28 protein-coding genes are annotated in these 23,018 nt (G+C 59.6%); 3 read left to right on the forward strand and 25 right to left on the reverse strand.

What is annotated here, in order from left to right; all coding sequences use genetic code 11:
- Position 1: 1 nt before the first annotated feature.
- The 11 genes from FKB36_RS10375 to FKB36_RS10425 all read right to left on the reverse strand — a co-directional run bounded on the left by FKB36_RS10375 (position 2) and on the right by FKB36_RS10425 (position 10,074).
- A complete protein-coding gene (locus FKB36_RS10375) occupies positions 2-364 on the reverse strand; it encodes a response regulator (RefSeq protein WP_074369477.1) in 363 nt (120 codons plus the stop codon).
- A gap of 69 nt (positions 365-433) precedes the next feature.
- Entirely contained in the window at positions 434-1,240 is an 807-nt protein-coding gene (locus FKB36_RS10380) for a CheF family chemotaxis protein (RefSeq protein WP_261597995.1), read from the reverse strand.
- Positions 1,241-1,276: 36 nt separating this feature from the next.
- Positions 1,277-2,404 carry a hypothetical protein gene (locus tag FKB36_RS10385; RefSeq protein ID WP_261597996.1) on the reverse strand — a complete coding sequence of 376 codons (1,128 nt, stop codon included), beginning with the start codon at positions 2,402-2,404 and terminating at the stop codon, positions 1,277-1,279.
- A 2-nt stretch (positions 2,405-2,406) separates the two neighbouring features.
- Positions 2,407-4,005 carry an archaellar assembly protein FlaJ gene (flaJ, locus tag FKB36_RS10390; RefSeq protein ID WP_261597997.1) on the reverse strand — a complete coding sequence of 533 codons (1,599 nt, stop codon included), beginning with the start codon at positions 4,003-4,005 and terminating at the stop codon, positions 2,407-2,409.
- A gap of 4 nt (positions 4,006-4,009) precedes the next feature.
- On the reverse strand, positions 4,010-5,863 hold the full coding sequence (locus FKB36_RS10395; protein ID WP_261597998.1) for a type II/IV secretion system ATPase subunit: 1,854 nt from the start codon (positions 5,861-5,863) through the stop codon (positions 4,010-4,012).
- Between the two features lie 4 nt (positions 5,864-5,867).
- Entirely contained in the window at positions 5,868-6,611 is a 744-nt protein-coding gene (locus FKB36_RS10400; RefSeq protein ID WP_261597999.1) for an ATPase domain-containing protein, read from the reverse strand.
- 12 nt (positions 6,612-6,623) lie between these two features.
- Positions 6,624-7,076, reverse strand: a complete 453-nt coding sequence (locus FKB36_RS10405; RefSeq protein WP_261598000.1) for a flagellar protein FlaF — start codon at positions 7,074-7,076, stop codon at positions 6,624-6,626.
- The gene (locus FKB36_RS10410; protein WP_261598001.1) at positions 7,073-7,597 is read right to left on the reverse strand and encodes a flagellin; all 525 of its coding nucleotides are present in this window, start codon (positions 7,595-7,597) and stop codon (positions 7,073-7,075) included. The genes FKB36_RS10405 and FKB36_RS10410 overlap by 4 nt, the downstream gene beginning before the upstream one ends.
- 3 nt (positions 7,598-7,600) lie before the next feature.
- On the reverse strand, positions 7,601-8,425 hold the full coding sequence (locus tag FKB36_RS10415) for a FlaD/FlaE family flagellar protein (protein WP_261598002.1): 825 nt from the start codon (positions 8,423-8,425) through the stop codon (positions 7,601-7,603).
- A 484-nt stretch (positions 8,426-8,909) separates the two neighbouring features.
- Positions 8,910-9,491 (reverse strand): archaellin/type IV pilin N-terminal domain-containing protein, encoded by a 582-nt coding sequence (locus tag FKB36_RS10420; RefSeq protein ID WP_261598003.1) that lies wholly within the window; start codon positions 9,489-9,491, stop codon positions 8,910-8,912.
- A 10-nt stretch (positions 9,492-9,501) separates the two neighbouring features.
- Positions 9,502-10,074: an archaellin/type IV pilin N-terminal domain-containing protein gene (locus tag FKB36_RS10425; protein ID WP_261598004.1), complete on the reverse strand. Its 573-nt coding sequence runs from the start codon at positions 10,072-10,074 to the stop codon at positions 9,502-9,504.
- A gap of 359 nt (positions 10,075-10,433) precedes the next feature.
- Between FKB36_RS10425 and FKB36_RS10430 the strand changes: the two genes are divergently transcribed.
- On the forward strand, positions 10,434-11,105 hold the full coding sequence (locus tag FKB36_RS10430) for a hypothetical protein (protein ID WP_261598005.1): 672 nt from the start codon (positions 10,434-10,436) through the stop codon (positions 11,103-11,105).
- 136 nt (positions 11,106-11,241) lie between these two features.
- Here the strand turns inward: FKB36_RS10430 and FKB36_RS10435 are convergent, their stop codons facing one another.
- From FKB36_RS10435 to FKB36_RS10500, 14 genes are all read right to left on the reverse strand, one after another.
- Positions 11,242-13,029, reverse strand: a complete 1,788-nt coding sequence (locus tag FKB36_RS10435; protein ID WP_261598007.1) for a Na(+)/H(+) antiporter subunit D — start codon at positions 13,027-13,029, stop codon at positions 11,242-11,244.
- Positions 13,026-14,507, reverse strand: a complete 1,482-nt coding sequence (locus FKB36_RS10440) for a monovalent cation/H+ antiporter subunit D family protein (RefSeq protein WP_261598008.1) — start codon at positions 14,505-14,507, stop codon at positions 13,026-13,028. Before FKB36_RS10440 ends, FKB36_RS10435 begins: the two co-directional genes overlap by 4 nt.
- 1 nt (position 14,508) lies before the next feature.
- Positions 14,509-15,996, reverse strand: coding sequence for a monovalent cation/H+ antiporter subunit D family protein (locus FKB36_RS10445; RefSeq protein ID WP_261598010.1), 1,488 nt, complete (start codon positions 15,994-15,996; stop codon positions 14,509-14,511).
- Complete coding sequence (locus FKB36_RS10450; protein ID WP_261598011.1) at positions 15,993-16,370, reverse strand: cation:proton antiporter subunit C; 378 nt, start codon at positions 16,368-16,370, stop codon at positions 15,993-15,995. Before FKB36_RS10450 ends, FKB36_RS10445 begins: the two co-directional genes overlap by 4 nt.
- Complete coding sequence (locus tag FKB36_RS10455) at positions 16,367-16,795, reverse strand: MnhB domain-containing protein (protein WP_261598012.1); 429 nt, start codon at positions 16,793-16,795, stop codon at positions 16,367-16,369. The genes FKB36_RS10450 and FKB36_RS10455 overlap by 4 nt, the downstream gene beginning before the upstream one ends.
- Positions 16,792-17,070, reverse strand: coding sequence for a hydrogen gas-evolving membrane-bound hydrogenase subunit E (mbhE, locus tag FKB36_RS10460; RefSeq protein ID WP_261598013.1), 279 nt, complete (start codon positions 17,068-17,070; stop codon positions 16,792-16,794). Before mbhE ends, FKB36_RS10455 begins: the two co-directional genes overlap by 4 nt.
- The gene (locus FKB36_RS10465) at positions 17,067-17,312 is read right to left on the reverse strand and encodes a hydrogenase subunit MbhD domain-containing protein (protein WP_261598014.1); all 246 of its coding nucleotides are present in this window, start codon (positions 17,310-17,312) and stop codon (positions 17,067-17,069) included. The genes mbhE and FKB36_RS10465 overlap by 4 nt, the downstream gene beginning before the upstream one ends.
- Positions 17,309-17,626 (reverse strand): monovalent cation/H(+) antiporter subunit G, encoded by a 318-nt coding sequence (gene mnhG, locus FKB36_RS10470; RefSeq protein WP_261598015.1) that lies wholly within the window; start codon positions 17,624-17,626, stop codon positions 17,309-17,311. The genes FKB36_RS10465 and mnhG overlap by 4 nt, the downstream gene beginning before the upstream one ends.
- Positions 17,626-17,889, reverse strand: a complete 264-nt coding sequence (locus FKB36_RS10475) for a monovalent cation/H+ antiporter complex subunit F (protein WP_261598016.1) — start codon at positions 17,887-17,889, stop codon at positions 17,626-17,628. Before FKB36_RS10475 ends, mnhG begins: the two co-directional genes overlap by 1 nt.
- Positions 17,886-18,386, reverse strand: a complete 501-nt coding sequence (locus FKB36_RS10480) for a Na+/H+ antiporter subunit E (protein WP_315901837.1) — start codon at positions 18,384-18,386, stop codon at positions 17,886-17,888. The genes FKB36_RS10475 and FKB36_RS10480 overlap by 4 nt, the downstream gene beginning before the upstream one ends.
- A gap of 825 nt (positions 18,387-19,211) precedes the next feature.
- Positions 19,212-19,454 (reverse strand): type II toxin-antitoxin system HicA family toxin, encoded by a 243-nt coding sequence (locus FKB36_RS10485; RefSeq protein WP_261598018.1) that lies wholly within the window; start codon positions 19,452-19,454, stop codon positions 19,212-19,214.
- Positions 19,432-19,728 (reverse strand): type II toxin-antitoxin system HicB family antitoxin, encoded by a 297-nt coding sequence (locus tag FKB36_RS10490; protein ID WP_261598019.1) that lies wholly within the window; start codon positions 19,726-19,728, stop codon positions 19,432-19,434. Before FKB36_RS10490 ends, FKB36_RS10485 begins: the two co-directional genes overlap by 23 nt.
- 323 nt (positions 19,729-20,051) lie before the next feature.
- Positions 20,052-20,903: an agmatinase gene (speB, locus tag FKB36_RS10495; protein WP_261598020.1), complete on the reverse strand. Its 852-nt coding sequence runs from the start codon at positions 20,901-20,903 to the stop codon at positions 20,052-20,054.
- A gap of 25 nt (positions 20,904-20,928) precedes the next feature.
- The gene (locus FKB36_RS10500; RefSeq protein ID WP_261598021.1) at positions 20,929-21,306 is read right to left on the reverse strand and encodes a translation initiation factor IF-5A; all 378 of its coding nucleotides are present in this window, start codon (positions 21,304-21,306) and stop codon (positions 20,929-20,931) included.
- Positions 21,307-21,396: 90 nt separating this feature from the next.
- On the opposite strand from FKB36_RS10500, the gene FKB36_RS10505 reads away from it, so the two are divergent.
- Together FKB36_RS10505 and FKB36_RS10510 are read left to right on the forward strand one after the other, a co-directional pair.
- Positions 21,397-22,173, forward strand: a complete 777-nt coding sequence (locus tag FKB36_RS10505; RefSeq protein WP_261598022.1) for a bifunctional fructose-bisphosphatase/inositol-phosphate phosphatase — start codon at positions 21,397-21,399, stop codon at positions 22,171-22,173.
- Positions 22,174-22,180: 7 nt separating this feature from the next.
- Positions 22,181-22,993 carry an NAD(+)/NADH kinase gene (locus tag FKB36_RS10510; protein ID WP_261598023.1) on the forward strand — a complete coding sequence of 271 codons (813 nt, stop codon included), beginning with the start codon at positions 22,181-22,183 and terminating at the stop codon, positions 22,991-22,993.
- The last annotated feature ends 25 nt before the right edge of the window (positions 22,994-23,018 follow it).

Consider the following 23,018-nt stretch of genomic DNA (forward strand, 5'->3'; position numbering starts at 1 on the left):
GTTATGCACTGAGGACGTTCTTGACTTCTTCGAGGACTTTCGGAGCCTGGAACGGTTTGACGATGTAGCCTCTCGCACCGCTCTTGACGGCAAGTTTGACCATCTGCTCCTGGCCGACCGCCGTGCACATGATGACTTTTGCTGCAGGATCGGCCGCTTTGATGGCCTTGAGCGCCTCGATCCCGTTCATCTTCGGCATGACCACGTCCATCGTGACGAGGTCCGGTTTGAGCTCCTGATACCTGGCGAGGGCCTCTGCGCCGTCCGCTGCCTCACCGACGATGTCGTGCCCGCCGGAGAAGAGGATGTTCTTCAGCAGCGTTCTCATGAACATTGTATCATCGACGATTAGGATTCTCCCCATCAAACACCACTCGTTGAATATTTGATAAAAAAATTATATATATCTTCTCATTTTGGAGAAATAAGGTTTTTAATCTAATGGAGATTTTACAGACTCTGAGATGTATCTTACGCCTTTCGGGGTCAACTGCACTTCCTTCCTGACGTAGAGTACTTCAGCGAGGCCCGAGCCGAGAAGTTTCTCGTAGATGGCCTCGAGTTCTTTATGCGAGAGTTTCAGCATGTTCTCGATGGAACTCGAGTCCATCCCGCTGTAGACCAGCATGGCCACCTGTCCGGTCAGGGGATCGATCTCTTCGCGGGTCTCGGTGTCGTGTGTCGCCTCTTTGAGGAAGTTGTAGAGAACCTGGAGCGTCGTCAGCGGGCAGAGAACGAAACTCGTCACGAGTTCGTTCTCGCTGAGGTGGTCGATCTTCACGACGTCGAGGTTCTTCTCCTGGATCTCCCGGGACGTAAGTTCGATGCCGGTCACCTCGTCGAGCGGGATGCAGACCTGCTTCTCCTGGCTGACGAACCAGATGCCGGTCTTCATGACGGCGATCGCGCCCTTCTCCCACTGGGCGTTCTGGACGAGTACCCCCCCGCGGATTGCGGGCGACATGAAGAACGCGTTCAGCCGGTAGGCGCTGGCCTGGGTGATGATGAACTTCTTCAAGATCACGAGAACCTTCTCGACCGACGCGATGCGGTAGACGGCCTCTCCATCCACCCCGGCGGTGATGATAACCTGGTTCTTCTTCTCCTCGAGGTCGACCACGGATTTGTAAGGAACTTCCTGCTTGAGAGGAACATCGATGCGGAAACGGTCCTCAGCGATGCCCATCGTTGTCGGAACCCACTTGCCTTCGTGCTCGATCTTTACCGGAACCGATTTCATCTTTTCTTCCCCTGTATTATCTCCTGCGTGGCACCATCACTGTGATCTCATTGTCGCGAGGATATCCTCGAGTTCCGACGCAAGATCTTCTGCATGGAACTTCTCCCCTTTCAGTTCGCGGACCAGGCTGATATCCTCCACGTACTTCTTCTTCTTGGAGTCGGCTTTGAGCGCGGTGATCAGGTCGTCCTCGACCGCGCCGCCGGCCGCAAAGGAGACCATGTCGAAGTCTTCTTTCGGTTCCTCCCCTAACTCCTCGAGAATCTCTTCTTCCGGGACAGGCTCCTCCGCATCGATCTCATCCTCTTCTTCGCCCCCGATCTCGATCTCGTCGAGGTCCAGTTCATCGAGCGCGGAGAGTTCCTCACTCAGCGCGCTCATATCCGGCATACTGTCGTCTCCAGGCAGTTCGGGGACATCCATCGCTACCGGCGGGAGGGCGGCGGCGGGCTCATCGGCACCCCCGGCAAGATCGATCTCGGCCGTGAGGTCGAACCCATCGAGTTCGTCCTGGTGCGACTTGAGGATATCCGATATGGCATCGGCATCCTCCGCTGAGAGAAGGGAGATCTGGTCGGGATCAAAGACCGTCCCCTGACCGGACGCTTCACCGTCGAGATCGAGCCCCTCCAGCGAGTCGATGTCGAGGTCTGCAAGTGAAGCGAGAGGATCGAGAGAATTCCCGCCGGCCTTCGGGGGTGCCGGGGTTATGGGCTGATCGGGAACCGTACCCTCGACCGCCTGGTCGAGCATGACATCGATCTTCTCAATATTGCTCTTTTTCTCCTCTTCAGGAGCGCGGGCGTGCGCGATCGCTTCTGTGATCGATGCCTTGAAGGTCCCGAGCATACCCCGGATGCTAGAAAGATCGATCCCGGAGGACGGGCGCTTCGAGGTAGATGCCGGGCTCTCTGCCGGCGTATCCGGTTTTGTGGTCTCCGGTACGTCGGGCTTCTTCTTCTCTCCGCGCTCTCGAAGTGCGGCACGCAGCCTCGACGGTTTCAGTTCGGCGAGGTCGAGCGCCCCGGTGACGACGAGCGCGAGAAACCCTGCGAGCACGGTGCCTGCGACGATGATCTCGGTGGTGGCGTCGAAGATGACGAACACGGAACCTGTACTGACGGTGATCAGGAACAGAAGCGGACGACGTAGACTCTCTCTCACTTTCACACCCCCGTGAATGTCGGAATGACAAAGAATGCGCTCACGACGATCGGTGCAATGATGTAGATGATACCCGTTACCACGCAGAGGAGGCTTGTGAAGAAGTAGTAGAGGTATCGGTCGCCGCCCATGACAATCTTTCCTGCCAGTACATTTGCAATGGTCAGCATTAAGAGGATCGTTACCACGTAGGTTCGCATTGTATCTTCGGGAAAGTTGGCGAAGATGTTCAGCGATGATCCCATGCTGCTGCCGATCGAGGCCGACCCTCCCGAGAGCGCGGCTGAGGTCTCTGTGAAGTGGTTCATCACCTCCGTCACGGCGCGGGACATCGCGAGGAGGATCTCGAAGAGGAAGACGAAGATGGCGATCATCGCTCCGTGCATCGGCACGAGCAGGACGACGAACCCTTTCACCATCATGTCGCGCTTCCTCCGAAGCAGCACCTGTTCGAGCATCGACGAACTGACGATCTTTCCGATCGCGTCCGGCGACCCGCCGAGAGCCACCGCGTCGCGAAAGATGTTCATGTACTTGTAGATCAGGTAACTGCCGGTCTCCCCGATGAACTTCTTCCAGCTCAGGGCTTCATCGAGTCCGAGGTTCAGTTTCGTCGAGACCGAGTTGATGAACGGTTCGAGGTGAAAGAGCGACTTCCTGTCGACCTCCCGGAGCGCGTCGCCGGTGGTGATGCCCTTGCCCCCCATAATCGACCCGAGGCCCCGGATGAACGTGGCGAAGTCGTTGTCCCGGTTGACGACGTTTGCGTCGTCGATGTAGCCGATGACTCCGAGCGGCATCAGGAGCAGGCCGACAAGCAGGAAGATGATGCCCGCGTTCGCGCCGACGAGGATGAGCATCAGTGCAATTGCAACGGTTACCGGCAGGATAAGGCGTTCCAGCCGCCGGATGAAGGCCTGCTCTCGAGAACAGGGTTCGACAAGGCCGTGCGTGCGGGGGTCGTCGGGGACGGCCCGGTACATGATCGTGAGGCCGAAGATCGATATGGCGAGAATGATGAAGTAGGATGTGTTCAGCGTCGATTCAATCCCGTCGGGTGCGTAGATGGCGACCGAGATCATCATGATGATCGCAACGAGCGATCCGGAGAGGAGCATCGCGATGTATGCGTCGCCCCATTTCTTCAGGAGTTCGATCCCCTGCTCGAACGAGTTCCGGTAGATGCTCCTGATACTCGAGAGTTCCGTCCCGATAAAGTCGTCGTCCGGAACACCGGAGTCGATGGAGTTGGCGTAGCGGTTGAGCATGCTCTTGAGGGTTGCATTCTTGCAACGCTCGGCGATCGCCCGGAGAGCGCTGGAATAGTTCTGGCCCCATTTGGCGACCAGGCGCTGCACCTTTGCTATGTAGCGCGACGGGATGTACTCGAACCGCTCGGAGGTGTACTGGAAGATCTCGGGCCTGGTCACGGACGATGTGGTGATCGCGGCCATGTAGGTGTACATGAGGAGCAGATCCTGCTCCATCTTCTTGTTCTCGAGGATGGTGGAACGAAGACCGCCGAGAGATTCAATCTGCTCCTCGAACGGGATCTTTCCCTGGTTTGCCGCTCGCAGCCGTTCGGTCACATCCTCAAACACCGTCTTACACCTCGATGTTGAGCAGCCCCTGCTTCTTGATCTTCGTGGTCATATGGAAGAGGTCCCAGAACTGGGTGTAGCCTGCCTTGTGGAGCCGTTCAAGGATTTTAGCGCGTTTGTCGACCTCGTCGTAGATCTCGGCCCGCCGGTTCTCGGGGATGCCGAGCATCGTTGCGATCTTGTTCTCGAGGAGGAAACTGCTCCCTCTCCCGGTGAAGGTGAAGGAGTCGGTGGCGGGGTCCCAGACGAACGTCGCCATGAAGGAGAACCCCTGCGTCTCGGGGTCGTAACCCACGAGTTCGTTGACGCTGAGCATCCGCCGCACGGTTCCGCCCCGGGGGAGTTTTACCGCGCTCTGGATGATGACCAGGTTGAGGTTGTCGACGTAGGTCTTCGGGATGTTGATCGGGTCGCCGCAGAGACGCTGGATCAGTTTCTCGACCGATGCTGCGTGAAAGGTGCTCATCACCGGGTGGCCGGTCTGCATCGCGGAGAATGCGACGGATCCTTCCACACCACGGATCTCACCGACCAGGATCTGGTTCGGGCGCTGACGCAGAGCCGCTTTGAGGAGATCGAACATCGTGACCTCCGAGCCTTCTCCTTCGCCCTTTCCTTTGGCTTTCGCGACCTCGCGTGTCCAGTTCCTGTGGGGGACGGTCAGTTCCGGGGTATCCTCGATGGTGACGATCTTGTTCTCGGGCGGGAGGAAGGTCGTAAGGGCGTTCAGGGTGGTCGTCTTGCCACTCGCCGTCTCGCCGGAGACGAACATCGACATCCCGTACTCGAGGCAGATCCAGAGGTAGGCGGCCATCATGTAGTCGCACGCCCCGCTCTCGATCACCTGCAGGATGCTCAGGGGCACCTCGTTCACCTTACGGATGGTGAAGTTGCTGCCGTGCTTGCTGATCTCGGTTCCGTAGACGATGTTGATACGCGAACCGTCGGGGAGGGTCGAGTCGACGATGGGGTTTCTGTAGGTCAGCGGCTGCTTGATCCGCTCGGCTAGTTTGATGACGAAGGCATCGAGTTCCTTTGAGTCCTGGAACCCGACGACCGACTTTAAGCCCTTGAAGATCTTGTGTTCGATGAAGATCGGCCCGACGCCGTCGCAGGTGATATCCTCGATGTACTGGTCGGAGAGGAATGGTTTGAGCGTCCCCATCTCGATCTTGTCGCGGACGATCAGGTACTCGAGCGCCCTGTACTCCTGTTGCGCGAGGATGATCCGCCCGTCGGCGAGATGGGGATGCTCCGATACCTGCGGTTTTGCTGGTGCGCCGATCTCCGAGGTGAGGAAGGTCCTTATCCGGCTCTTCAGATCCTTTGCTGTCCCGCCGGCAAGCAGGGACTCGTCGATCTCCTCTCCCGGCTGCTTCACGTAGACGAGTTGCTGGATGAAGCCCTTCAGCACCTCGATACGTGCCTGCTCGGTCACCGGCTCCTCGTCGAGGGCGTCGATAAGGTCGATCAACTTCTCCTCGATCACCGGGAGGATCTCTTTAACGGAGTGGAGAAACGACGGTTCGATCGGGATATACCAGTTCCGGACGTCGTTTGGGTCGGGGAAGATGTGGATGAACGTCGTCTCGTTCACCGGGTAGATGATGTTCGGGTTCTCCATCGATTTCAGGTCTTTCTTCAGTTCGGAGAGGAAGAGCGGGATGCCGACGGTGTTGACCGGCAGGATGTGGAGGTACTCGAGGAGGTGAGGACTTGCCTTGACGTAGTCGCGTGCGTTTGCCGGGAGCATCCGGTAGAGCGCGCAGGACTCCACGTTGTTGTAGCAGTCGTTCCCCTCGTCGATGAACTCCGGTTCGAAGGGGAGGGTCACCGTTGCTTCCAGCGCCGATGCCATTCCTTTACACCTTCGCGACCGATACGGGGATGATCTTGATGCCGTACCCGGGGTGAACCTCGAAACTGATGATGTTCCCTGTAGTCTTTCGTGCGCCGCGGACCTTGACGACTTCGAGCATCATGACGTACTTGCCCCCGACGAGCGCCTTCTTCATGAAGAGGTGAGCGTCGCAGATCGAACGAATACGGACGAGGGAGTCCTCCACGAAGGCGTAGGTGTGCAGGGTCACGAGGATGGTCTTACCGTGGTCGACGAGGTTCTTGCAGTTGGTGAAGAACGTGAGGACGGTGTCCTGCTTGGCGTACTCGGTGAAGAGGGTGAGCGAGTCGATGACGATCACCTGCGCCTTGCTCTGCTCCATGTAGGCGATCATCCGCTCGAGCGTCCCCTGCATCTTCTCCTTCGTCCACTCGAATCCGACGACGTGCATGGGGAAGACCCGGAGGTAGCCCCAGGCGAAGTAGTCGGATATATCGAGGCTCATCGACTCCATCTGGGAGAGGAAACTCTTGCTCGTGTTCTCGGTCGAGAAGAGGTCGACGTTGAACCCCTGTTTCAGGGCGCCCCAGATGATCTGCTGGGTGAGTACGCTCTTTCCGGTGTCGTTCTCCCCCTCGATGAGGGTGAGCGACTGGAGCGGGAGGCCGTCGGCGATCTTCTTGTCGAGTTCGGAGTTGCCGGTCGAGAGGATCGTCTGGTCGGGTAACTCTGGATTGGTGCTGTCTCTCGTCTCACTCGTGGCCATCTCTCTTCGACCTCATAGATATGTTGAACTGGAGACCCCGTTTGGGGTGACGACCTGGACCCATGTGGGGTCCGGGGCCGCGAACTCGACGGCGAGGGTGAGGGTCTCGCCGGGGTCGAGCCCGCCGGGATGGATCTCGTCCGGGGTTATGCCCTCGTTGCTCCAGTTCCCGTAGGGGATGTAGACCGGGACCCCCCCGCTCTGGAGGTAGACGTCGACTGACGGGATATCGAAGATAGGCTCGCTCCCGGTGTTCTTGACCTCGACCCTGAGGGTCTGGTCGGCGATCGTCGTGTTCTGGATTGCGATCGCCGTCCGCATGCGGGTCTCCTGGTTGGCGGCGAGGTTGCTCTGCGCTTCGACCATCACCTCGGTGGTGGCGAGGGTGCCGCCGATCAGGACGTAGGCGGTGGCGACCAGGAGGAGGATGCCGACTCCGGATGCAATGAGGGGTCCCGCGCTCATGGTTGACCACTCGCGGTGAAGGTGGTCGACCGGGTAAGGCCCGAGGGGAGGACGAACTGGAAGTAGACGACTTCTCCTCGCGCCGGAATTTTATTGGTCATTGCTTCGATATAGAGGGTCTCGCCGGGGTCCCAGTAGTTATTGTCGTTGTCATCCAGGATGCTGTAGGCCCATTCTCCGCTCTGGAGCTTTCCACCCAGGAGTACCTCCGCCCGGTTCAATCGGATGAAGTCGCCCTGGCCGCCGAGGAAGACGTCTGCGCCCCGTACGCTGGCGCCGGGTATCCGGGATGTACCGATGTTCTTTAACCAGATGTGGGCGATACCGTTCCCTTCCTTATGGCCTGCATACGTCGTGATGATCTTCACATCGGTGCTCAGCCGTTCGTCCACACTATGGGAGGATGACGAGATCGTGCCCGACAGGGTGTAGATGATAGGGAATACTGCGTTAATGAGGACGCCGGCCGATATGATGGCGGCGATAAGGAACATCGCTGTGGTGAAGGTTTCGCTTGACATCCATTATATCCTGTCCAGCAACTCTATCCAGGCATCACCGGTTTTCCGTTCCTGTGGGGAGGTCTTTTCGCCGTCCAGCCCCCCGTCCCGCCGGGAGAGCATCAGCACCTCGATCATGTCCCGGTCGAGCGTGGAGTCGTCGGGGTCGAGGATCCGGTTTAAGATGTAGAGTTCCGAGACGAACTCGTTCGGGCCGATCTCCTGGACGTCTCGCCGGGTCTCGGGCGCCATCCGCATGATCTCCCCGATCTGGTCGGAGATTTCTTCGGAGATGTAGTCCATCGATCGGTAGGCGTCGATCATGATCGCCATGTGCTCGTGCCCGTATCGGGAGCATCCCCGGTGCACCCACTCAAAGAGCCGATGCACTTTCTGGAGTTTGAGTTTTCCCGCGGGTTTTGCCTGCGGGAGAGCCGCAGTGCGGGTCTCCTGGGGGCGGGCCTCGCCGAGGGAGGGCGAAAAGAGGTCGCCGCCAAGTCCTTCGATCCCGACGGCCGCCGGAGCGCCGAGGTCGGCAGGTATGCCGTCCAGTTTCGGCACAGCGTCCAGCTTCGGCATGGCGTCCAGTGTCGGCGTCTCATCGTCCGGCTGCTCATCGTCCGCGGCATCATAGGACGGCATGATCCGGTTTCCGGCGTAAGATACGCCGACGCTGGTGAACGGGTTGTCCAGTTCGTTCATCCGCTCGCGGAGATCGATGAGCAGCCGCTTGATCGAGGTCTTGACGAAGTCCAGCTCCTTCTCGAGGGTGTCGAGACGGGCCTCCGGGTCCTCCGAGGACGCACCGGAGAGTATTTTATCGATTTGAGCCTGGTCTACCCCCACCATAATATTGAATTATATTTGTGTCATAGTTAATAAAAGTTGCTCATGTTGATATTTGTTTTCCGGTCGCCTTAGTGCCTTCTAGGCATAATGGGGGATTTTTTTTGGGATACGGTTCGTTGAGGCATCTGATCGCGGCCGGTGGGTGTGGTACCCGGGGCGGCAGCAGCGTCTTGCACCGCGCTCTGATCGGTTGTAACCGGTGATTCCCCTTTCAACGATGGGCCCGCAGGCGATCGTCCCGCCCCTCGGGTATGAGTATATGGCTGCTTGCAAGTGACCTCGTATAAATCAGAGTGCGACACCCGGCAGGCTCGGTTGGAGAGCGAGGTTGTGTTGATAGTCAGTAGAGTTCGATTTGCAGCAGGCTGTATCTGGTGCGCCATCTGAAACCCCTTTTATCGGAGGGGTATTACCTGTCTCCGATGGAAACGAGCAATTGCACTGGTTTGGTCGACCTCAAACGGCTCGACGCTAAAAAAAAAGGTTAGAGGAGTATGTTAATCTTGTTGATTGCAGGGGGGACCGTCCTCTTGATCGGGTAAACGGCACCGGCAGCCGGCTGCAGGTTTACAGAGAACTGCTGGTTCGGGGCGGGGTCCTCGACATGTATACCCAGCACAAACTGCTCGCCCGGCTCAAGGAGCGTGTTGGCGGTCACGTTGTTGTAGAACTCAAGAATAGTCCAATTGTCTTTAATCTTGAGGTTTTCCTCGGTTTCACCTGCTGTATACGTCATCTCCTGGCGGTGGTTCTCATCGATGTAGACGACCACCATCTGGGTCACATCGATGGGAGTACCTCCGGCCGTGTTTGCGACTGCAAACTTGATGAACCCAAGGCCACCATCGGTTGTGGTGTTGTTCACGCCATAGACATTGCCGACGATCTCGATGCTGGAACTTGCCTGGCTCACGCCGGTGTGGACGACCTCCTGGCTCTTCTGGGTGGTGAAGAAGCCGGCGCCGAGTATAACGTACGAGAAGACCGCGGCCACGACGATGAACGCGATCAGGACGATCGCCGCCTCAAGACCGGTGAATGCGTTTTCGTTAAAGTTCTTTCTCATTCTCGTCACCTCAGTAGACCTCATAGAACTTAGTCGCTGCCAGATCCGGAGGAGCCACACGAGATACCGGGTAGGAAGCACCGATATCCGGCTTCACTTCGACGGTGAACCTCTCGTTCGCGCTGATGGCTATGTAGTCTCCAACGGGCACATCAACACGCACCGTTTCAAACTTCTCCAGAAGTTGGTTTGCTGGTGTCGCGCTGTTGAACCAGGTCAGTGTGACGTTGTTATCTGCAGTGCCATAGTCATACGTTTTCAGGTTGTCTTTCGTCGAGACGGTATACGTGACCTTCTTCATGTCGACCGGAGCTCCACCCGCTGCAAGCTGCAGGTAGAACGACACGTTATACACCTTGCCTGCAGTGTCGTTCGTCTCGAGTATCACCGGTCCTGATACTTCCATGTTCGAGCTCGCCTGCGCCACACCGGTGTGCACAACCTCCTGGCTCTTCTGTGTCGTGAAGAAACCGGCGCCGAGCACCACGTACGAGAAGACCGCGGCCACGACGATGAAGGCGATCAGCACGATCGCGGCCTCAAGGCCGGTGAATGCGTCTTCGTTTCTCATCAATTTGCTCATGTATCGTTTCCTCCTGTTACCGGAGTCCGAATGAGCGCCTCATCCGGATCAATGCGGTTCTTTTGAGTATATGCGCAAACCTGTATAAAAAGTTATTCAAAACGCCGGGGATTTGAAAATAGCCGGTTTTGATAACGAATACGGATAAAATCCCTTTTATCGCCCAGCGCCGGCCTCAGGCAAGTATTTGTAGCAGGCGGTACAACGATACCTGTACTGAAAAACCTCGTGATCGGGCGACCCATTCAGGAAACAACGTTTCATTACGGGAAATAATCAGCATCTTTCCCGGTGCCGGGGACGGATGGGGGTTCGGCCGCACAGGTTCGTCTCAACCGAAGGGGAGGAATGAACGGGATATGACGAAGAAACAGGATTTCATCTACGTCGTTCTGGGAATCGCGGTCGTCCTCGTGATAGCCCTCGTCGTCAAGCCGGCGGCGACCGGCGAGCTGCCGGGGTTATGGGGGGCCGGGGAGCCGGAGCCGACGATAACCCCGGCATGGACGCCCACGATCCCCCCTGCGACCGCGGCGCCGACGCCGACCCCGGTGCCCACCTGGGATGGGAAGCCCAGGCCGCTCGGGTTCGTCGACCCGGGTACCTACCAGATCCCGGCAGGGGAGAGCAGCCCGAACATGACCGCCTTTCCTCCGGAGACCGCGTCAGGCGTCGCCCGATGGGTGACCTACGCGACGATCGACGGCCAGTGGTCGGGGACGACCGGGATCGTCCGGGTCCCGTTCCCGATCTGGCGGCTCGACTACTCGGATATCGCGACCTCAAACGACGAGATCCCGCTCTTCAACTGCCAGGTCATGGACGCCGAAGACCCGAACCGGTTCGTCCGGGTCTTCACCCTCAACTTCCGCGACTTCGTCGCCATGAAGGACAAGTCCGATCTCAAGAAGGAGCAGTGGGTGAGCACCTTCTACGAGGGCTACCACGACTATTACTTCGTCATCAACGCCCGGTGCATCGACTCCTACAGCCTGAAGATCCAGGTGCCGGAGACGTATGTAGGTGCATGATGAGGTTGATGCACATCTCTCTTCATGACAGGGACGGTGCAACCGGCGGCGGCCATCAGGCAGAAACCTTCTGGTATGAACCGGGCTGAGCGTCTCCTCCTGAACCGGATCCGGTTCCTCACGAACTGTACCTATCCTACCCGATCAGAAAGAGGACGGCAAAGTAGATGATGAGGAAGAGCGTGACGAGCAGGAGCCCGTATCCGGTACCCCACATCCGTGCGGGGTTCCCGGGATACTCGTCTCTCGTCCGCATGAGGTCCTCCTCAAGGGAGGCCGCCCGGGCGCGAGGGAGGGCGGCCCGCGCCACCGGCAGCAGGGCGGTCCCCGCGAGGATCGTTGTTGCCATGACCGGGTCCTGAACGAACCAGCCGAGTCTCGCGATCACGCTCCGCCGGGCGGCGGCGAGCGCATCGGAGACCCGGTTCACCGCCGTCGTGGAGAACCCGAGGAGCCCCCTGCCGCCCAGCCGGTAGACCTCCATCAGGTCCGGGACGGACTTCTCCTTCGGTTTGAAGAGATTCCACCCGAGCAGGAGGATCACGGCCGCGACGACGACGATCCCGCCGGTCTCGATGAGGTGGCCTGCGGTGAACGGATGGTAGTCGACGGGGATGGGGAGGATCGCAAAGAGCAGGCCCGGATACACCCCGAAGAGGATGCAGCAGAACGCGGTCGCGACCATCGCGATCAGCATGGGAAGCGGCGCCTCTCTGGCCTCGATCTCGTTGTTCTTCTTGAAGAAGACGTAATACGTCAGTTTGACAAACGAAAGAAGCGTTCCTACCGCACCCAGGGTCAGGAGAAGCCCAAGGCCGGTCATCTGCATCGACGCGGCCGCATCGATCACCATGCCTTTACTGATGTAGCCGTTGAACCCGGGGATTCCCGAGATGGACGCCGCGGCGATGACACAGGCGATCATGGTCACCGGCATCCTGCGTGCGAGCCCCCCGAGCTCGGTGAGGTTGTGCCTGCCGGTCGTGTAGATGACCGCGCCCATGCACATGAAGAGGAGCCCTTTGTAGAGGATATGGTTGAAGAGGTGGGCGATGCCGCCGCTGACCCCGAGCGCCGTCCCGATACCGATGCCCACGACCATGTAGCCGACCTGGCTGACGATGTGGTAGGAGAGGAGCTTCCGGACATCGTTCTGCAGGAGCGCAAGGGAGACGCCGTAGATGACCATCAGCCCGCCCATGTACGCGACCGCCTCCGCGCCCGGGAAGGTCCGCGCAAGGAGGTAGATGGCGGCCTTCGTCGTGAAGACACAGAGGATCACGCCTCCTGCGACCGACGACCGGGGGTATGCATCAGGAAGCCAGACGTGGAGCGGGATGAACGCTGCGTTCACGCCGATCCCGATCAGGAGGAGGATCGAGCTGATGCCGGGTGCGACCTCTCCGACGGCCATGCTCCCGGTCGCTGCCACCTGCAGCGCGATGCCGCCGAGGAGGCAGCCTCCACCGAAGATATGGAGCAGGATGTAGCGCATGCCGGCGCCCCGGGAATCCTCCCGCCCCCCATACCAGATGAGCGCGACCGAGGTGACAGCAAGCGCCTCCCAAAAGATATAGAGCGAGAGGAAATCCCCTGCAAAGACGATCCCGAGTCCGCTCCCGATCTGGATGAGTGCGGCGATATGGTGGCCCGTCCGCTCTTCACGCATCCCATAGACGATGGCGATGACCCCGATGAAGGCGAAGATGTAGCCGACGATGAGGCTCAAGGAGTCGACGTGCAGGAGCGCAAGGTCATACCCGAGGAAGGGGACGGTGAACGTGGACCCGGGGGTCAGCACGAGCGTCGCGGCCAGTGTGGCGACGCTGACCGCGAGCAGGTACGCCTTCCGGACCTTCCCCGAGAGGAGGGGCACCAGGAGGGCGCCCACGATCGGTATGAGCGCCGGCGGGATCTCGATCATGGCAGGACCCCCGTAAGTTCCCCGATCGCGACCTCGACGAGCCGCAGGAACGCCACGTCGGGGGCGAGGAAGAGGAGGACCGAGCCGACAGCGGTGATCGCGAGCGGGACGAGCATGGAGAGCGGGGCCTCCCGCACGCCCTCTCTCCCGCTCTCCGGCTCTTCAAAGAACGCGGTGTGGATGATCGGGAAGAAGTAGAGAATGTTGAGGACGGAGCTCGTGATGAGCACCAGGAAGGCGGCCAGGTTGTGGGCCTGCATGGCGCCGAGGACGAGGTACCATTTGCTGATGATCCCGCAGACCGGGGGAAGACTGCAGATCCCGATCGCTCCGATCGAGAACATCAACATCGTCACCGGCATCCGTCTTCCGATCCCTTTCATATCGCTGACATACTCCACTCCCGCGGCGACGATCAGCGCTCCCGCACAGAAGAAGAGCGTAATCTTCATGAACGCATGGAACGGGACATGGAGCATCGCTCCGGTGATGCCCATCGGGGTCAGGAGCGCGACGCCGAGCAGAATGTAGGAGAGCTGGCTCACCGTCGAGTAGGCGAGACGCTGTTTCAGGTTGTCCTGCTGGAGCGCAAGGAGCGATCCGGTGATGATGGTTGCCCCGGCGATGACGGCAAGGAGCGTGCCCATCCCGATCTCCGCCGTCAGTTCAATGCCGTAGACGTAGCAGACCACCCGGACGATCCCGAAGACCCCCGCCTTCACCACGGCGACGGCGTGCAGCAGGGCGCTGACCGGCGCCGGCGCCACCATCGCGGAAGGGAGCCAGCCGTGCAGCGGCATCCACGCCGCTTTTGCAAACCCTATGAGGAAGGTGACGAAGAGGATCTGCTGCAGGATCACCGGCCCGGTGCCGGCGAGGATCCCGCCGGGCTGAAAGTCGGTCGTGCCGGTGAGGAAGTAGGTCAGTATCACCGAGAAGAGGAAGAAGACCCCGGCGGTGATGAGGTACGCCAGGTACTTCCTTCCCGCCTTTCTCGCTTCCTCCGTCTCCGTATGGGCGACGAGGGGGTAGGTGGAGATCGTCAGGATCTCGTAGAAGATGAACATCGTCACGAGGTTCGCCGAGAACGCGATCCCGAGCGCCGCTGCAATCGCGACGGCGAAGCTGAAGAAGTAGCGCGTCAACGCGTGCTCTCGAAGTGCTCGCATGTAGCCGATGGAGTAGATCGACGTGACGATCCAGAGCCCCGAGGCCACCAGGGCAAATATCATGCCGAACGCGTCCACCCGGAAGGCCATATCGAGCCCGGGCAGGAGCTCGATGAGCGTGCACGCCACCCGGTCTCCGGCAAGGACCTGCGGGAGGAGGGAGAGGACAATGAGGAAGTTGGCGGCGGCCGCGAGGATGGTCCAGCCTTCCCGGATCTTCTCGTGCCGGCGGGAGAGCAGGATCAGGACTGCGGCGGCGAGCGGCACCAGCACGGCGCAGGCCGGGACGATGGAGTGGATGGTAGCCACGCTACGCACCTCCGAGCAGGTCGGCGACGGCCGCATCGATGATGCCGAGCGGGATCGAGACGGCGAAGAAGAAAACGACGCAGCCTGCGGCGAGCACGAGCATCGGGAGGAGCATGCTTACAGGGACGCGGCTCTCGAGTTCGGGCGTCTCCGCATCGGCATGCCTGAAGTAGGCGTACTCGAGGACCCGCCAGAAGTAGATCGCGTTGAGCAGGGTGCTTGCCAGGATGACCACGACGAAGAACCATTCTCCCGCCTCGATCGCCCCGAGGGTGAGGTACCATTTGCTCATGAACCCGACCGTCGGGGGCAGGCCGATCATCGAGATGGCCGCGATGAAGAACGCCGCGCAGGTGTAGGGCATCCTCCCTGCAAGCCCCTTGAAGTCGTCGATCTTCCGGAGCCCGACCCGGTAGATGATCGCCCCGGCCACCATGAAGAGGCAGCCCTTGATCAGGGCGTGGTTCAGGATATGGAGGACTCCTCCGGTCATGGCAACGCTGTTTGCGATCCCTATCCCTAGCATGATGTAGCCCATCTGGCTGACGCTCGAGTACGCAAGCATCCGTTTCAGGTCGGTCTGCGCGATCGCGATCACGGACCCCGCGATGACGGCGATTGCGGCGACCCAGGCAAAGAACTCCAGGATCGGGAGATGGTCGACGATGAACCCGACGGTGAAGACACTGAAGAGGATCCGTATGGTCGCATAGATGCCCATCTTCGAGATGACGGTCGAGATGAGGACGCTGATCGCGGACGGGGCGTGGGAATAGGCGTCCGGCAGCCAGGTGTGCAGGGGGAAGAGCGCCGTCTTGATGCTCAGCCCGACGATGAAGAAGATGAAGGCGACATGGATGATCGTCGAATCGTACAGCGGCGGCAGCAGTCGTGCGAGGTCTGCCATATTGAGCGTACCGGTGACGACGTAGAGATGGCCGATCCCGATAAGGATGAAGCAGGCGGATATGGTGCCCATGATCAGGTAGTTGAACCCTGCAAGCAGGCCCTTCTTCTCCCGTCCGGATGCGACGAGGGTATAGGCGGCGATCGACGAGATCTCGAGGAAGACATAGAGGTTGAAGATGTCGCCGGTGACGGTGATCCCGCATACACCCACAACGAGCAGGAGAAACATCACGTAAAACGCGACGGTCTTTTGGGGGTCGATCTCCCCGCCTATGCTCCGCTTCGCGTAGATGCAGGAGAGCAGGCTGAGAAAGACGAGGATGACGAGGACGTAGGCGCTCAGGTGATCGACGACGAGCTCGATCCCCCACGGGGGCGCCCAGTCGCCGAGGTAGTAATGAATTGTGCCGCCTCTGAGGACCTCCCGGAGGATTGCAAGCGAGAGGCCGAACTGGATCGTAAGGACGGCAACGGCGACCGGATAGCAGTATCTCCTCTCCGCCCATCCGGCGAGGAGGACGGTGAGGGCACCTACCAGCGGTAGGATGACGGCCAGGATGGGAAGGTGCTCGGAGATCACCGCCGTTCGCTCCCGAGTTCCAGCAGTTCGTCCTCTTCGATTGTACCGTAGGACTGGTAGATCCGTATCGCCAGCGCATAGGCGACTGCCGTTATGCTCACCCCCACGACGATCGCGGTCAGGATGAGCACGTGCGGGAGAGGGTTGACGTAAACGACGTCCGTTCCCGGTACGAGAATCGGTGCGGTGCCCCCCTCCACATCGGCGATCGATATGTAGAAAAGGTAGATGGCGGTCTGGAAGATGTTGAGTCCAATGACCTTCTTTATCAGGTTGCTCTTTGCAATCATCGCGTAGAGCCCGATGAGCATGATGATGACCGCCATGTAGTAGTTGTAGCGCGTGAGGAATGCCACAACGAGGTCTTCGATCATTCTCCCTCCTCCTTTGTGGCGACGTCGTAGAAGATGGAGGTCATCACCGCCATCACCGTGATGCCGATCCCGATCTCGACTGCTTCCATCATCAGCCCCCGCACCCAGGGCGTATCGAGGGGGAGCGGGATGGCGGCGTACCCGAGAAAGTTGGCGCCGAAGAGGATGCAGAGGAGCCCGATCCCGATGAAGATCGATATCCCGAGGATGCTCGCTATCGTCCGGACTTTTTCTCGGATTCTCCGCTGCGTTTCATCGAGCCCGAAGGCGATGCCGATAAGGATGAACGCAGATGCAACGATCACCCCGCCCTGGAATCCCCCGCCGGCCCGGGAACTGCCGTGCAGGATGATATACAGGCCAAAGACCAGGATGAACGGTACCGCCAGTCGAGTGACGGTCCTGATCACCACGTTCTCTCTCACAGCCGCTCACCTCGCCTGAGCAGCAGGATTACCGATACGCCGGCGGTGAAGATCACGGTTATCTCGCCGAGCGTATCGAAACTCCGGAAGTCTGCAAGGATTGCGGAGACCAGATTGGCGGCCCCGGTCTCCTCGGCGCCTTCTTCAATGTAGCGCGGGGCGACATGGGCGTGCGCAGGCGCATCCGGGTCTCCGAACGCCGGCATATCTCCTTCCGCCCAGAGGAGGAGGGCGCCGACGACGATCACCGTAAGAAGGGCGGCCCATCTCTTCAATCTCTCGACCTCCTTGTCGTCCGTGATACCGCTGCGATGGAGAGGACGGTGGTGATGCCCGCACCGATCGCCGCCTCGGTCAGACCCACGTCGACGGCGTTCATCTCCACCCAGAGCACCGTCATGATCAGGGAGTACGCCGCAAGGATGACCACCGCGGAGAGGAGGTCGCGCACGGTGATCGCGGCGATAGCGCAGATGATCAGGAGGATGAAGAGCGCGAAGTTGAACTCCCAGATCATTCCCGCTCCTCCCCGCGCTTCCAGGGCTTCTTCCCGTGGATGTAGGCCGCCCGGACGATCGCGTGCGTGGCGGTCGGGGTCAGGATATAGAGCATGACTATGATGAGGACGAGTTTCACGGTTTCGGGGCCGAAGTCTGCATAGAGGACGAATCCGAAGAGCATCAGGGCTTGACCGAGTGCATCGCATTTTCCCGATGCATGCGCCCGGGTATAGATATCCGGGAGGCGGATCAGGCCGAGTGCGCTCGCGATCATGAAGAACAGCCCGAGAAGGATCAGGGCCACGCCGAGTATGCGGAGGAGTTCGATCATCAGCAGATGCACCCCTGCTCGTAATATTTCGCCATGGCAAGCGTTGCTATGAAGTTGATCATCGCATAGGCGAGCGCGATATCGAGGAAGACCGGCCGCTCGTAGATGAACCCGATGATGACGAGCAGGACGATCGTCTTTGTCCCGATGACGTTGACCGCCAGCAGCCTGTTGGAGGCTCCGGGACCGACCACCACCCTGTAGAGGCAGAGAAATGTCGTGAAGATGAGGACGACGCCGGAGATCATGAAGATGCCAGTCATGCGTCCTCCTCGTAGATCGCTGCCACCCGCTCCTGTATCGTCACGTCATCCGTGGTGGTGAGGGCGCTCGCGAACTCAGGGGTGAGAGCATGCACCACGTATCGTCCTTCCTCGACGTCGATCGTTGCCGTCCCGGGGGCCAGCATGATGGCATTGGCGAGCGTGGTCTGTGCGAGGTCGCTCTGGAGCGATGTCTCTACGATGACGATGGACGGGTCGATGGGGAGAGCCGGGTGGAGGACCCGGTATGCGACGTCGAGGCCCCCAAGGAGTACCTCGAAGAGAAGCCAGGGGATAAATAAGATGAATCTGGCCGTCTTTCTGAGGACCTGGTGACCCTTCTTTGGGACAAACAGCTCGTGCGACATGATGGTGACGGCACCAGCGCAGATGATCCCCGCTATCAGATGGAAGGCATCAAAATATCCGGACAACAGCACCCAGAAAGCGAAAAGGGCCATGAACATCAATACTTTACTCAGTACTCTTCCCTTCATGGTTCTCCCCCACTTCTGCGATTTTTCGTCCGGTCATACAGATACAAATTACGTTTTTTGGCTGGTAGGTAAAACATCGTTTTGGCTTCATCTATGAGCTGAAGGCCCATGGCGCGTTCTGTTGAGATGCTTCCGACAACCCTCTCAATATTGCCCGGTTACCAATGCAGGTAAGTTGGGTGACATCCCTTAAGAGGTTTTCAGCAGGCCCTGCTTTGACCGTCAATCCAGACGGTTGCGCAAGCGGTTCGGAGCTGGCCGGGTCAAGTTCAGGGATGAAGTCGGGCACCGGTTCGTTCGTAACGGTGATTGTGATCTCTTCTCCCTATCCGCTCTCGCCTTCGAGAGAGAGGTCGGGTCCGTGTAGAGCAACCTCTTCAACGCAATGCGTCTGATAGATTCCGCACAATACCTTTCAAACGCTCTCGAATCCCGGCGGAAGGCAACGCTTTCCACCGGGGCTTCACACGATCACCAGATGATAGTAGAGGGCAAAGACCGAATGCGCCGACGTATTCGGGTCTTATTCCCCATATTGGGTGCTTGATAGTTGGGCACGCATGAAAAATATAGTTATCGGAGAGACGAAGGGGCTCTTGACCAGAACTGAACCGGGATTCCTCACTACGTTTTCCTGAAAAAAGAAATCGTCCCCAAAAGATCTATTGAACGTTCCGTACCCCCGATCGGAACACTCACCTTCGGGATTTCTCCCCTCTGAACAGGGTGAAACGGCTTTCCATTGGACATCGCCACCCGGGGGAGGGTTCGGGAGGGGGCGTCCCCCTCCCGGCAAAGGGGTTTCAGGGCAACCTCAAGGGGGGACTATCTGATCGCATCGATCAATTCATTCCGAGGGATCTCGGTTGCTTTTGAAACCTCGTCGAGTATCGAATATAGCGTTCCAACTCTTAATTCGTTGTGTAGGGGAACAACAACGTGAAATTCTTTATCCCCTTTTTGGGCAACCATCCGAACATGGCTTCCTGTTTGCCGAAGATATGTGTACCCGAGAGATTCGAGGAATTTGACGAGCTGAAATCCACTAACAACTGGTCGCCTTGACATTGCGATCGACTGTGAATTGACATTCAAACTGTTGACTGAGCGGTTCGGCGTCGGTCTCGTCGAGTTCGAGGATGAAGTCGGGCACGGGTTCGGTCGTAACGGTGATCGTGATCTGCTCTCCCTGTCCGATATCGCCTTCGAAATAGAGTTCTGTTGCTTCTATGATATTATCGACGAGTTCACCGATAGTCTCCCCCTCTGTGATGATGCCGTGATCTGTAGCACGAGCGGTCCATCCCCTATCGTAATAGAATATTTTAAATTTGACTAACATGGCGCTCACCTCAAATCATTTGAGATGTGTGCGGTTCGGCATAATAAACGTAGTCCCGATACCGGGTCCGGCGTTTCGAGGGGTAGCATCTTTCTGCTCTGACACTCTCCCCGGGCTAAACCCCGGGGGCTATCCGCGTCGGCACCCCGCAACGGAGAAGGGGAGATCGGCCGGTGGGCGGCACCCGGGGATGAATGATACGCGATGGGGGGTGATATACGACAACATCGCTCCATCCCGCGATCGGGGAGGATACGGTATGAGAAGGGTGTGCTCTCCCTCTCGGGCACCGCCGGGAACCGGATGGGGCAGCCCGTGCCTCTTCACCGCCCGGCAATCCAGTGCCGGGCGATGAACTCCCGCACCATCTGCGCCGCCACCGCCGCCGTCTGCCCGGAATCGAACGGGGCGACTTCCACGTAGTCGAACCCGGCGACATGCGGGGCAAGGGTCCGCACGACCTCCCGGATATCGAGCGGCGTCATCCCGAACGGCTCGGGCGTCCCGAGGCCGGGGGTGAAGCAGCAGTCGATCGCGTCGGCGTCGATCGAGAGGTAGGCTCTTCTCTCAGCGATCTCACCGAGGACCTCGGCGAGGACGGCGGTGATCCCCCGTTCCCGCACTGCATCGGCGGTATACAGCCGTGTCTCCTCCGCCGCAACCTCGAACTGCTCCCGATCGCCGCTCCGCGCCCCGATGATGACGACGTCATCGACCGACTCAAGGATACGCCGGGTGACGCACCCGTGGCTGTAGGGCGTCCCGTCGAGTTCGTCCCGGAGATCCAGGTGCGCGTCGCAGACGACGTAGATATCCGGCCGGACGGCCCTGACCGCGCCGACCGTCGCGGTATGCTCGCCGCCGAGCATCACCGGCACCTTCCCGTCGCCGACGATATCGCCGACGACGTCCGCGACCTGACCCACGACCTCCTCCGGCAGCCGCGAGACCGCAAGGTCGCCGAGGTCCGTCACCGGCACCAGAGAGAAGTCTATCCCGGTCGCGGGGTCGTAGGACTCGAAGTTGAACGAAACCTCCCGGATAGCCCGGGGCCCGAACCGTGTCCCCGGCCGAAACGACGTCGTGCCGTCGTAGGGGACGCCGAAGACTGCGTAGCGGGCATCCTCATACGACGCATCCGCGTCCGCAAAATGGAGATGGGCAAGTTCATGCATGCCCGTCTTCGTAAGCCAGAAAAGGTCACTCAAGTTTCTTCTTGCCCAGGGATGAGATGTACGGGATCTCCTTACCCGGCTCAAGGCCGCTGACCTGCTCTTCGGTCAGATTGAGTTCGAACATCTCGAAGTCCTTGACGTCCATGAGCTGGACGTTCGTGTCGGCGATCGATATGACCTGCGCTGTCTTGCGCTCCACAATGGGAACGTAGGTCTTTGCCGAGACCGGCTGAACGATCGAGCGCTTGACGCCGTCAAAGATGCCGATGCAGTCGATCCGGGACTTTGCTGCCCCGTGCTTCCCCGGCTTCGAGATAGCGATGGAGACAATCCTGCACGGCTCATCATCTACAACGACGTAGCGTCCCTCTTTCAGTTTCCCAACTTCTGTCTGTTCCTTCATATTGTCTCACTCAACAAACGCGTGATTAATGTATCTGGATTGCATTACATAAATACACCGTAGAATAAGGGGACGGGACGAGGAGAATTGATGGAGTTCATCCGGGCGTGTGACGACCTGGCGGGGGCTGTCCGTGATGCCGTGGCCGGCATGGCCGGAACGCCGGAAGCAGGAGAGTTCGTGAGGATGGGCGCGGACGGCACGCCCACCAAGAAGATCGATCAGGTCGCAGAGGATATCATCGTCGACTACTTCACGTGCCATCCTTTCTGCCGGTGCCTGATCAGCGAGGAACTCGGGTGCGCCGAGATGGGTGGAGAGAAGGGTACTATTTATCTCGACCCGGTCGACGGCACCCACAACGCCGTGGTCGGTATCCCGTTCTACGCCCTCTCCATCGCATACGCCGAGGACGGGATCACCCGGGCGGGCTACGTCCAGAACCTCGCCACCGGCGAGACGTTTTGCGCCGTCCGGGGCGGGGGAGCGTTCCTCGACGGGCGTCCTATCCGCGTCTCCGGGGTATCGCTCCTCGAAGAGAGCGCGATGAGCGTTTACGGCCGGAAGTTCGACCCGACCCGGATGTTCGGGATCGCCCGGAAGATCCGGCGGTTGCGCCTTCTCGGGGCATCGGCACTCGAACTCTGTTACGTCGGGTGCGGCCGCCTCGACGGATTCGTCGACCTGCGGGGGACGCTCCGCGTCACCGACGCGGCGGCAGGGCTGCTGGTCTGCGAGGAGGCCGGCGGGACGGTCTCCGATCCCGAGGGGGGCGTACTTGCCTTCCCCGACGAGGTCGCCGCCGGGAGGAGCCTCGTCGTCACGAACGGCGTCATGCACAACAAGGTCGTGGAGTACCTGAGGTGAACTGCGTATGAAGATCGTGCTGGTATCGCGTATCGATAACGAGGACGCGCTCCGCTACACTGCGGAGCTTGCCCGGGATCTCGAAGGTATGGGTCACGACATCGTTCTCGAAGAGGGCACGGGACGGCACCTCGGCAGAGACGGTATCCCGTTTCAGGAGTTCGCCGGCGATCTCGTCGTGGTCGTCGGCGGCGACGGGTCGGTCCTCCTCACCGTCCACCAGATGAAGAAGCAGATCCCGGTCCTCGGGATCAACTGGGGCGAGGTGGGTTTCCTCACAGACCTGGAACCCGAAGAGGCGCGCGCTTTCTTCGCCGCCCACCCGGGGGGATTCCAGGTCGAACAGCGGATGCGAATCAACCTCACCGTCGACGGGAAGTCGTTCGGCGACGCCCTCAACGAGGGGGTCATCGTCACTGATCGGCCGGCGAAGATGCTCCGGTTCGCTGTCTATGTCGACGGAACCCCCGCAGAACGGGTCAGGGCCGACGGTCTGATCATCTCGACCCCGACCGGATCGACCGCCTACGCCATGAGCGCCGGAGGGCCGATCATCGACCCACAGATCGAGGGAATCCTTCTCATCCCCCTTGCACCCTACATGCTCTCGTCCCGGCCTCACGTCATCAGCACCGGGAGGAATCTCGAGATCACCCTCGAGACCGAGAAACCGGCACACCTCGTCATCGACGGGCAGATCGCGTTCGAACTCGAACGAGAAGCCACGATCACGGTCAGAAGATCGGACGAACCGGCCCTCTTTGTCTCTACTGAAAAACCCTTCTTTGAGAAGGTGAACCACAAGTTGCGCAACCTCTGACCCCGCTCTACCCCAAACCGAGGGT

Source organism: Methanoculleus formosensis, from assembly GCF_025384765.1.
Classification (GTDB): domain Archaea; phylum Halobacteriota; class Methanomicrobia; order Methanomicrobiales; family Methanoculleaceae; genus Methanoculleus; species Methanoculleus formosensis.

Excerpts from the sequence above, each read along its gene's own strand:
- FKB36_RS10500 (WP_261598021.1), bottom strand. The coding sequence starts at position 21,306 with ATGAAGGAACAGACAGAAGTTGGGAAACTGAAAGAGGGACGCTACGTC.
- FKB36_RS10380 (WP_261597995.1), bottom strand. The coding sequence starts at position 1,240 with ATGAAATCGGTTCCGGTAAAGATCGAGCACGAAGGCAAGTGGGTTCCG.
- FKB36_RS10400 (WP_261597999.1), bottom strand. The coding sequence starts at position 6,611 with ATGGCCACGAGTGAGACGAGAGACAGCACCAATCCAGAGTTACCCGAC.
- FKB36_RS10410 (WP_261598001.1), bottom strand. The coding sequence starts at position 7,597 with ATGTCAAGCGAAACCTTCACCACAGCGATGTTCCTTATCGCCGCCATC.
- FKB36_RS10430 (WP_261598005.1), top strand. The coding sequence starts at position 10,434 with ATGACGAAGAAACAGGATTTCATCTACGTCGTTCTGGGAATCGCGGTC.
- FKB36_RS10510 (WP_261598023.1), top strand. The coding sequence starts at position 22,181 with ATGAAGATCGTGCTGGTATCGCGTATCGATAACGAGGACGCGCTCCGC.
- FKB36_RS10475 (WP_261598016.1), bottom strand. The coding sequence starts at position 17,889 with ATGACTGGCATCTTCATGATCTCCGGCGTCGTCCTCATCTTCACGACA.
- speB (WP_261598020.1), bottom strand. The coding sequence starts at position 20,903 with ATGCATGAACTTGCCCATCTCCATTTTGCGGACGCGGATGCGTCGTAT.
- FKB36_RS10505 (WP_261598022.1), top strand. The coding sequence starts at position 21,397 with ATGGAGTTCATCCGGGCGTGTGACGACCTGGCGGGGGCTGTCCGTGAT.
- FKB36_RS10465 (WP_261598014.1), bottom strand. The coding sequence starts at position 17,312 with ATGATCTGGGAGTTCAACTTCGCGCTCTTCATCCTCCTGATCATCTGC.
- FKB36_RS10490 (WP_261598019.1), bottom strand. The coding sequence starts at position 19,728 with ATGTTAGTCAAATTTAAAATATTCTATTACGATAGGGGATGGACCGCT.
- FKB36_RS10405 (WP_261598000.1), bottom strand. The coding sequence starts at position 7,076 with ATGAGCGCGGGACCCCTCATTGCATCCGGAGTCGGCATCCTCCTCCTG.
- FKB36_RS10425 (WP_261598004.1), bottom strand. The coding sequence starts at position 10,074 with ATGAGCAAATTGATGAGAAACGAAGACGCATTCACCGGCCTTGAGGCC.
- FKB36_RS10435 (WP_261598007.1), bottom strand. The coding sequence starts at position 13,029 with ATGATCGAGATCCCGCCGGCGCTCATACCGATCGTGGGCGCCCTCCTG.
- FKB36_RS10415 (WP_261598002.1), bottom strand. The coding sequence starts at position 8,425 with ATGGTGGGGGTAGACCAGGCTCAAATCGATAAAATACTCTCCGGTGCG.
- FKB36_RS10480 (WP_315901837.1), bottom strand. The coding sequence starts at position 18,386 with ATGAAGGGAAGAGTACTGAGTAAAGTATTGATGTTCATGGCCCTTTTC.
- FKB36_RS10395 (WP_261597998.1), bottom strand. The coding sequence starts at position 5,863 with ATGGCATCGGCGCTGGAAGCAACGGTGACCCTCCCCTTCGAACCGGAG.
- mnhG (WP_261598015.1), bottom strand. The coding sequence starts at position 17,626 with ATGATCGAACTCCTCCGCATACTCGGCGTGGCCCTGATCCTTCTCGGG.
- FKB36_RS10450 (WP_261598011.1), bottom strand. The coding sequence starts at position 16,370 with ATGATCGAAGACCTCGTTGTGGCATTCCTCACGCGCTACAACTACTAC.
- FKB36_RS10420 (WP_261598003.1), bottom strand. The coding sequence starts at position 9,491 with ATGAGAAAGAACTTTAACGAAAACGCATTCACCGGTCTTGAGGCGGCG.
- FKB36_RS10485 (WP_261598018.1), bottom strand. The coding sequence starts at position 19,454 with ATGTCAAGGCGACCAGTTGTTAGTGGATTTCAGCTCGTCAAATTCCTC.
- FKB36_RS10375 (WP_074369477.1), bottom strand. The coding sequence starts at position 364 with ATGGGGAGAATCCTAATCGTCGATGATACAATGTTCATGAGAACGCTG.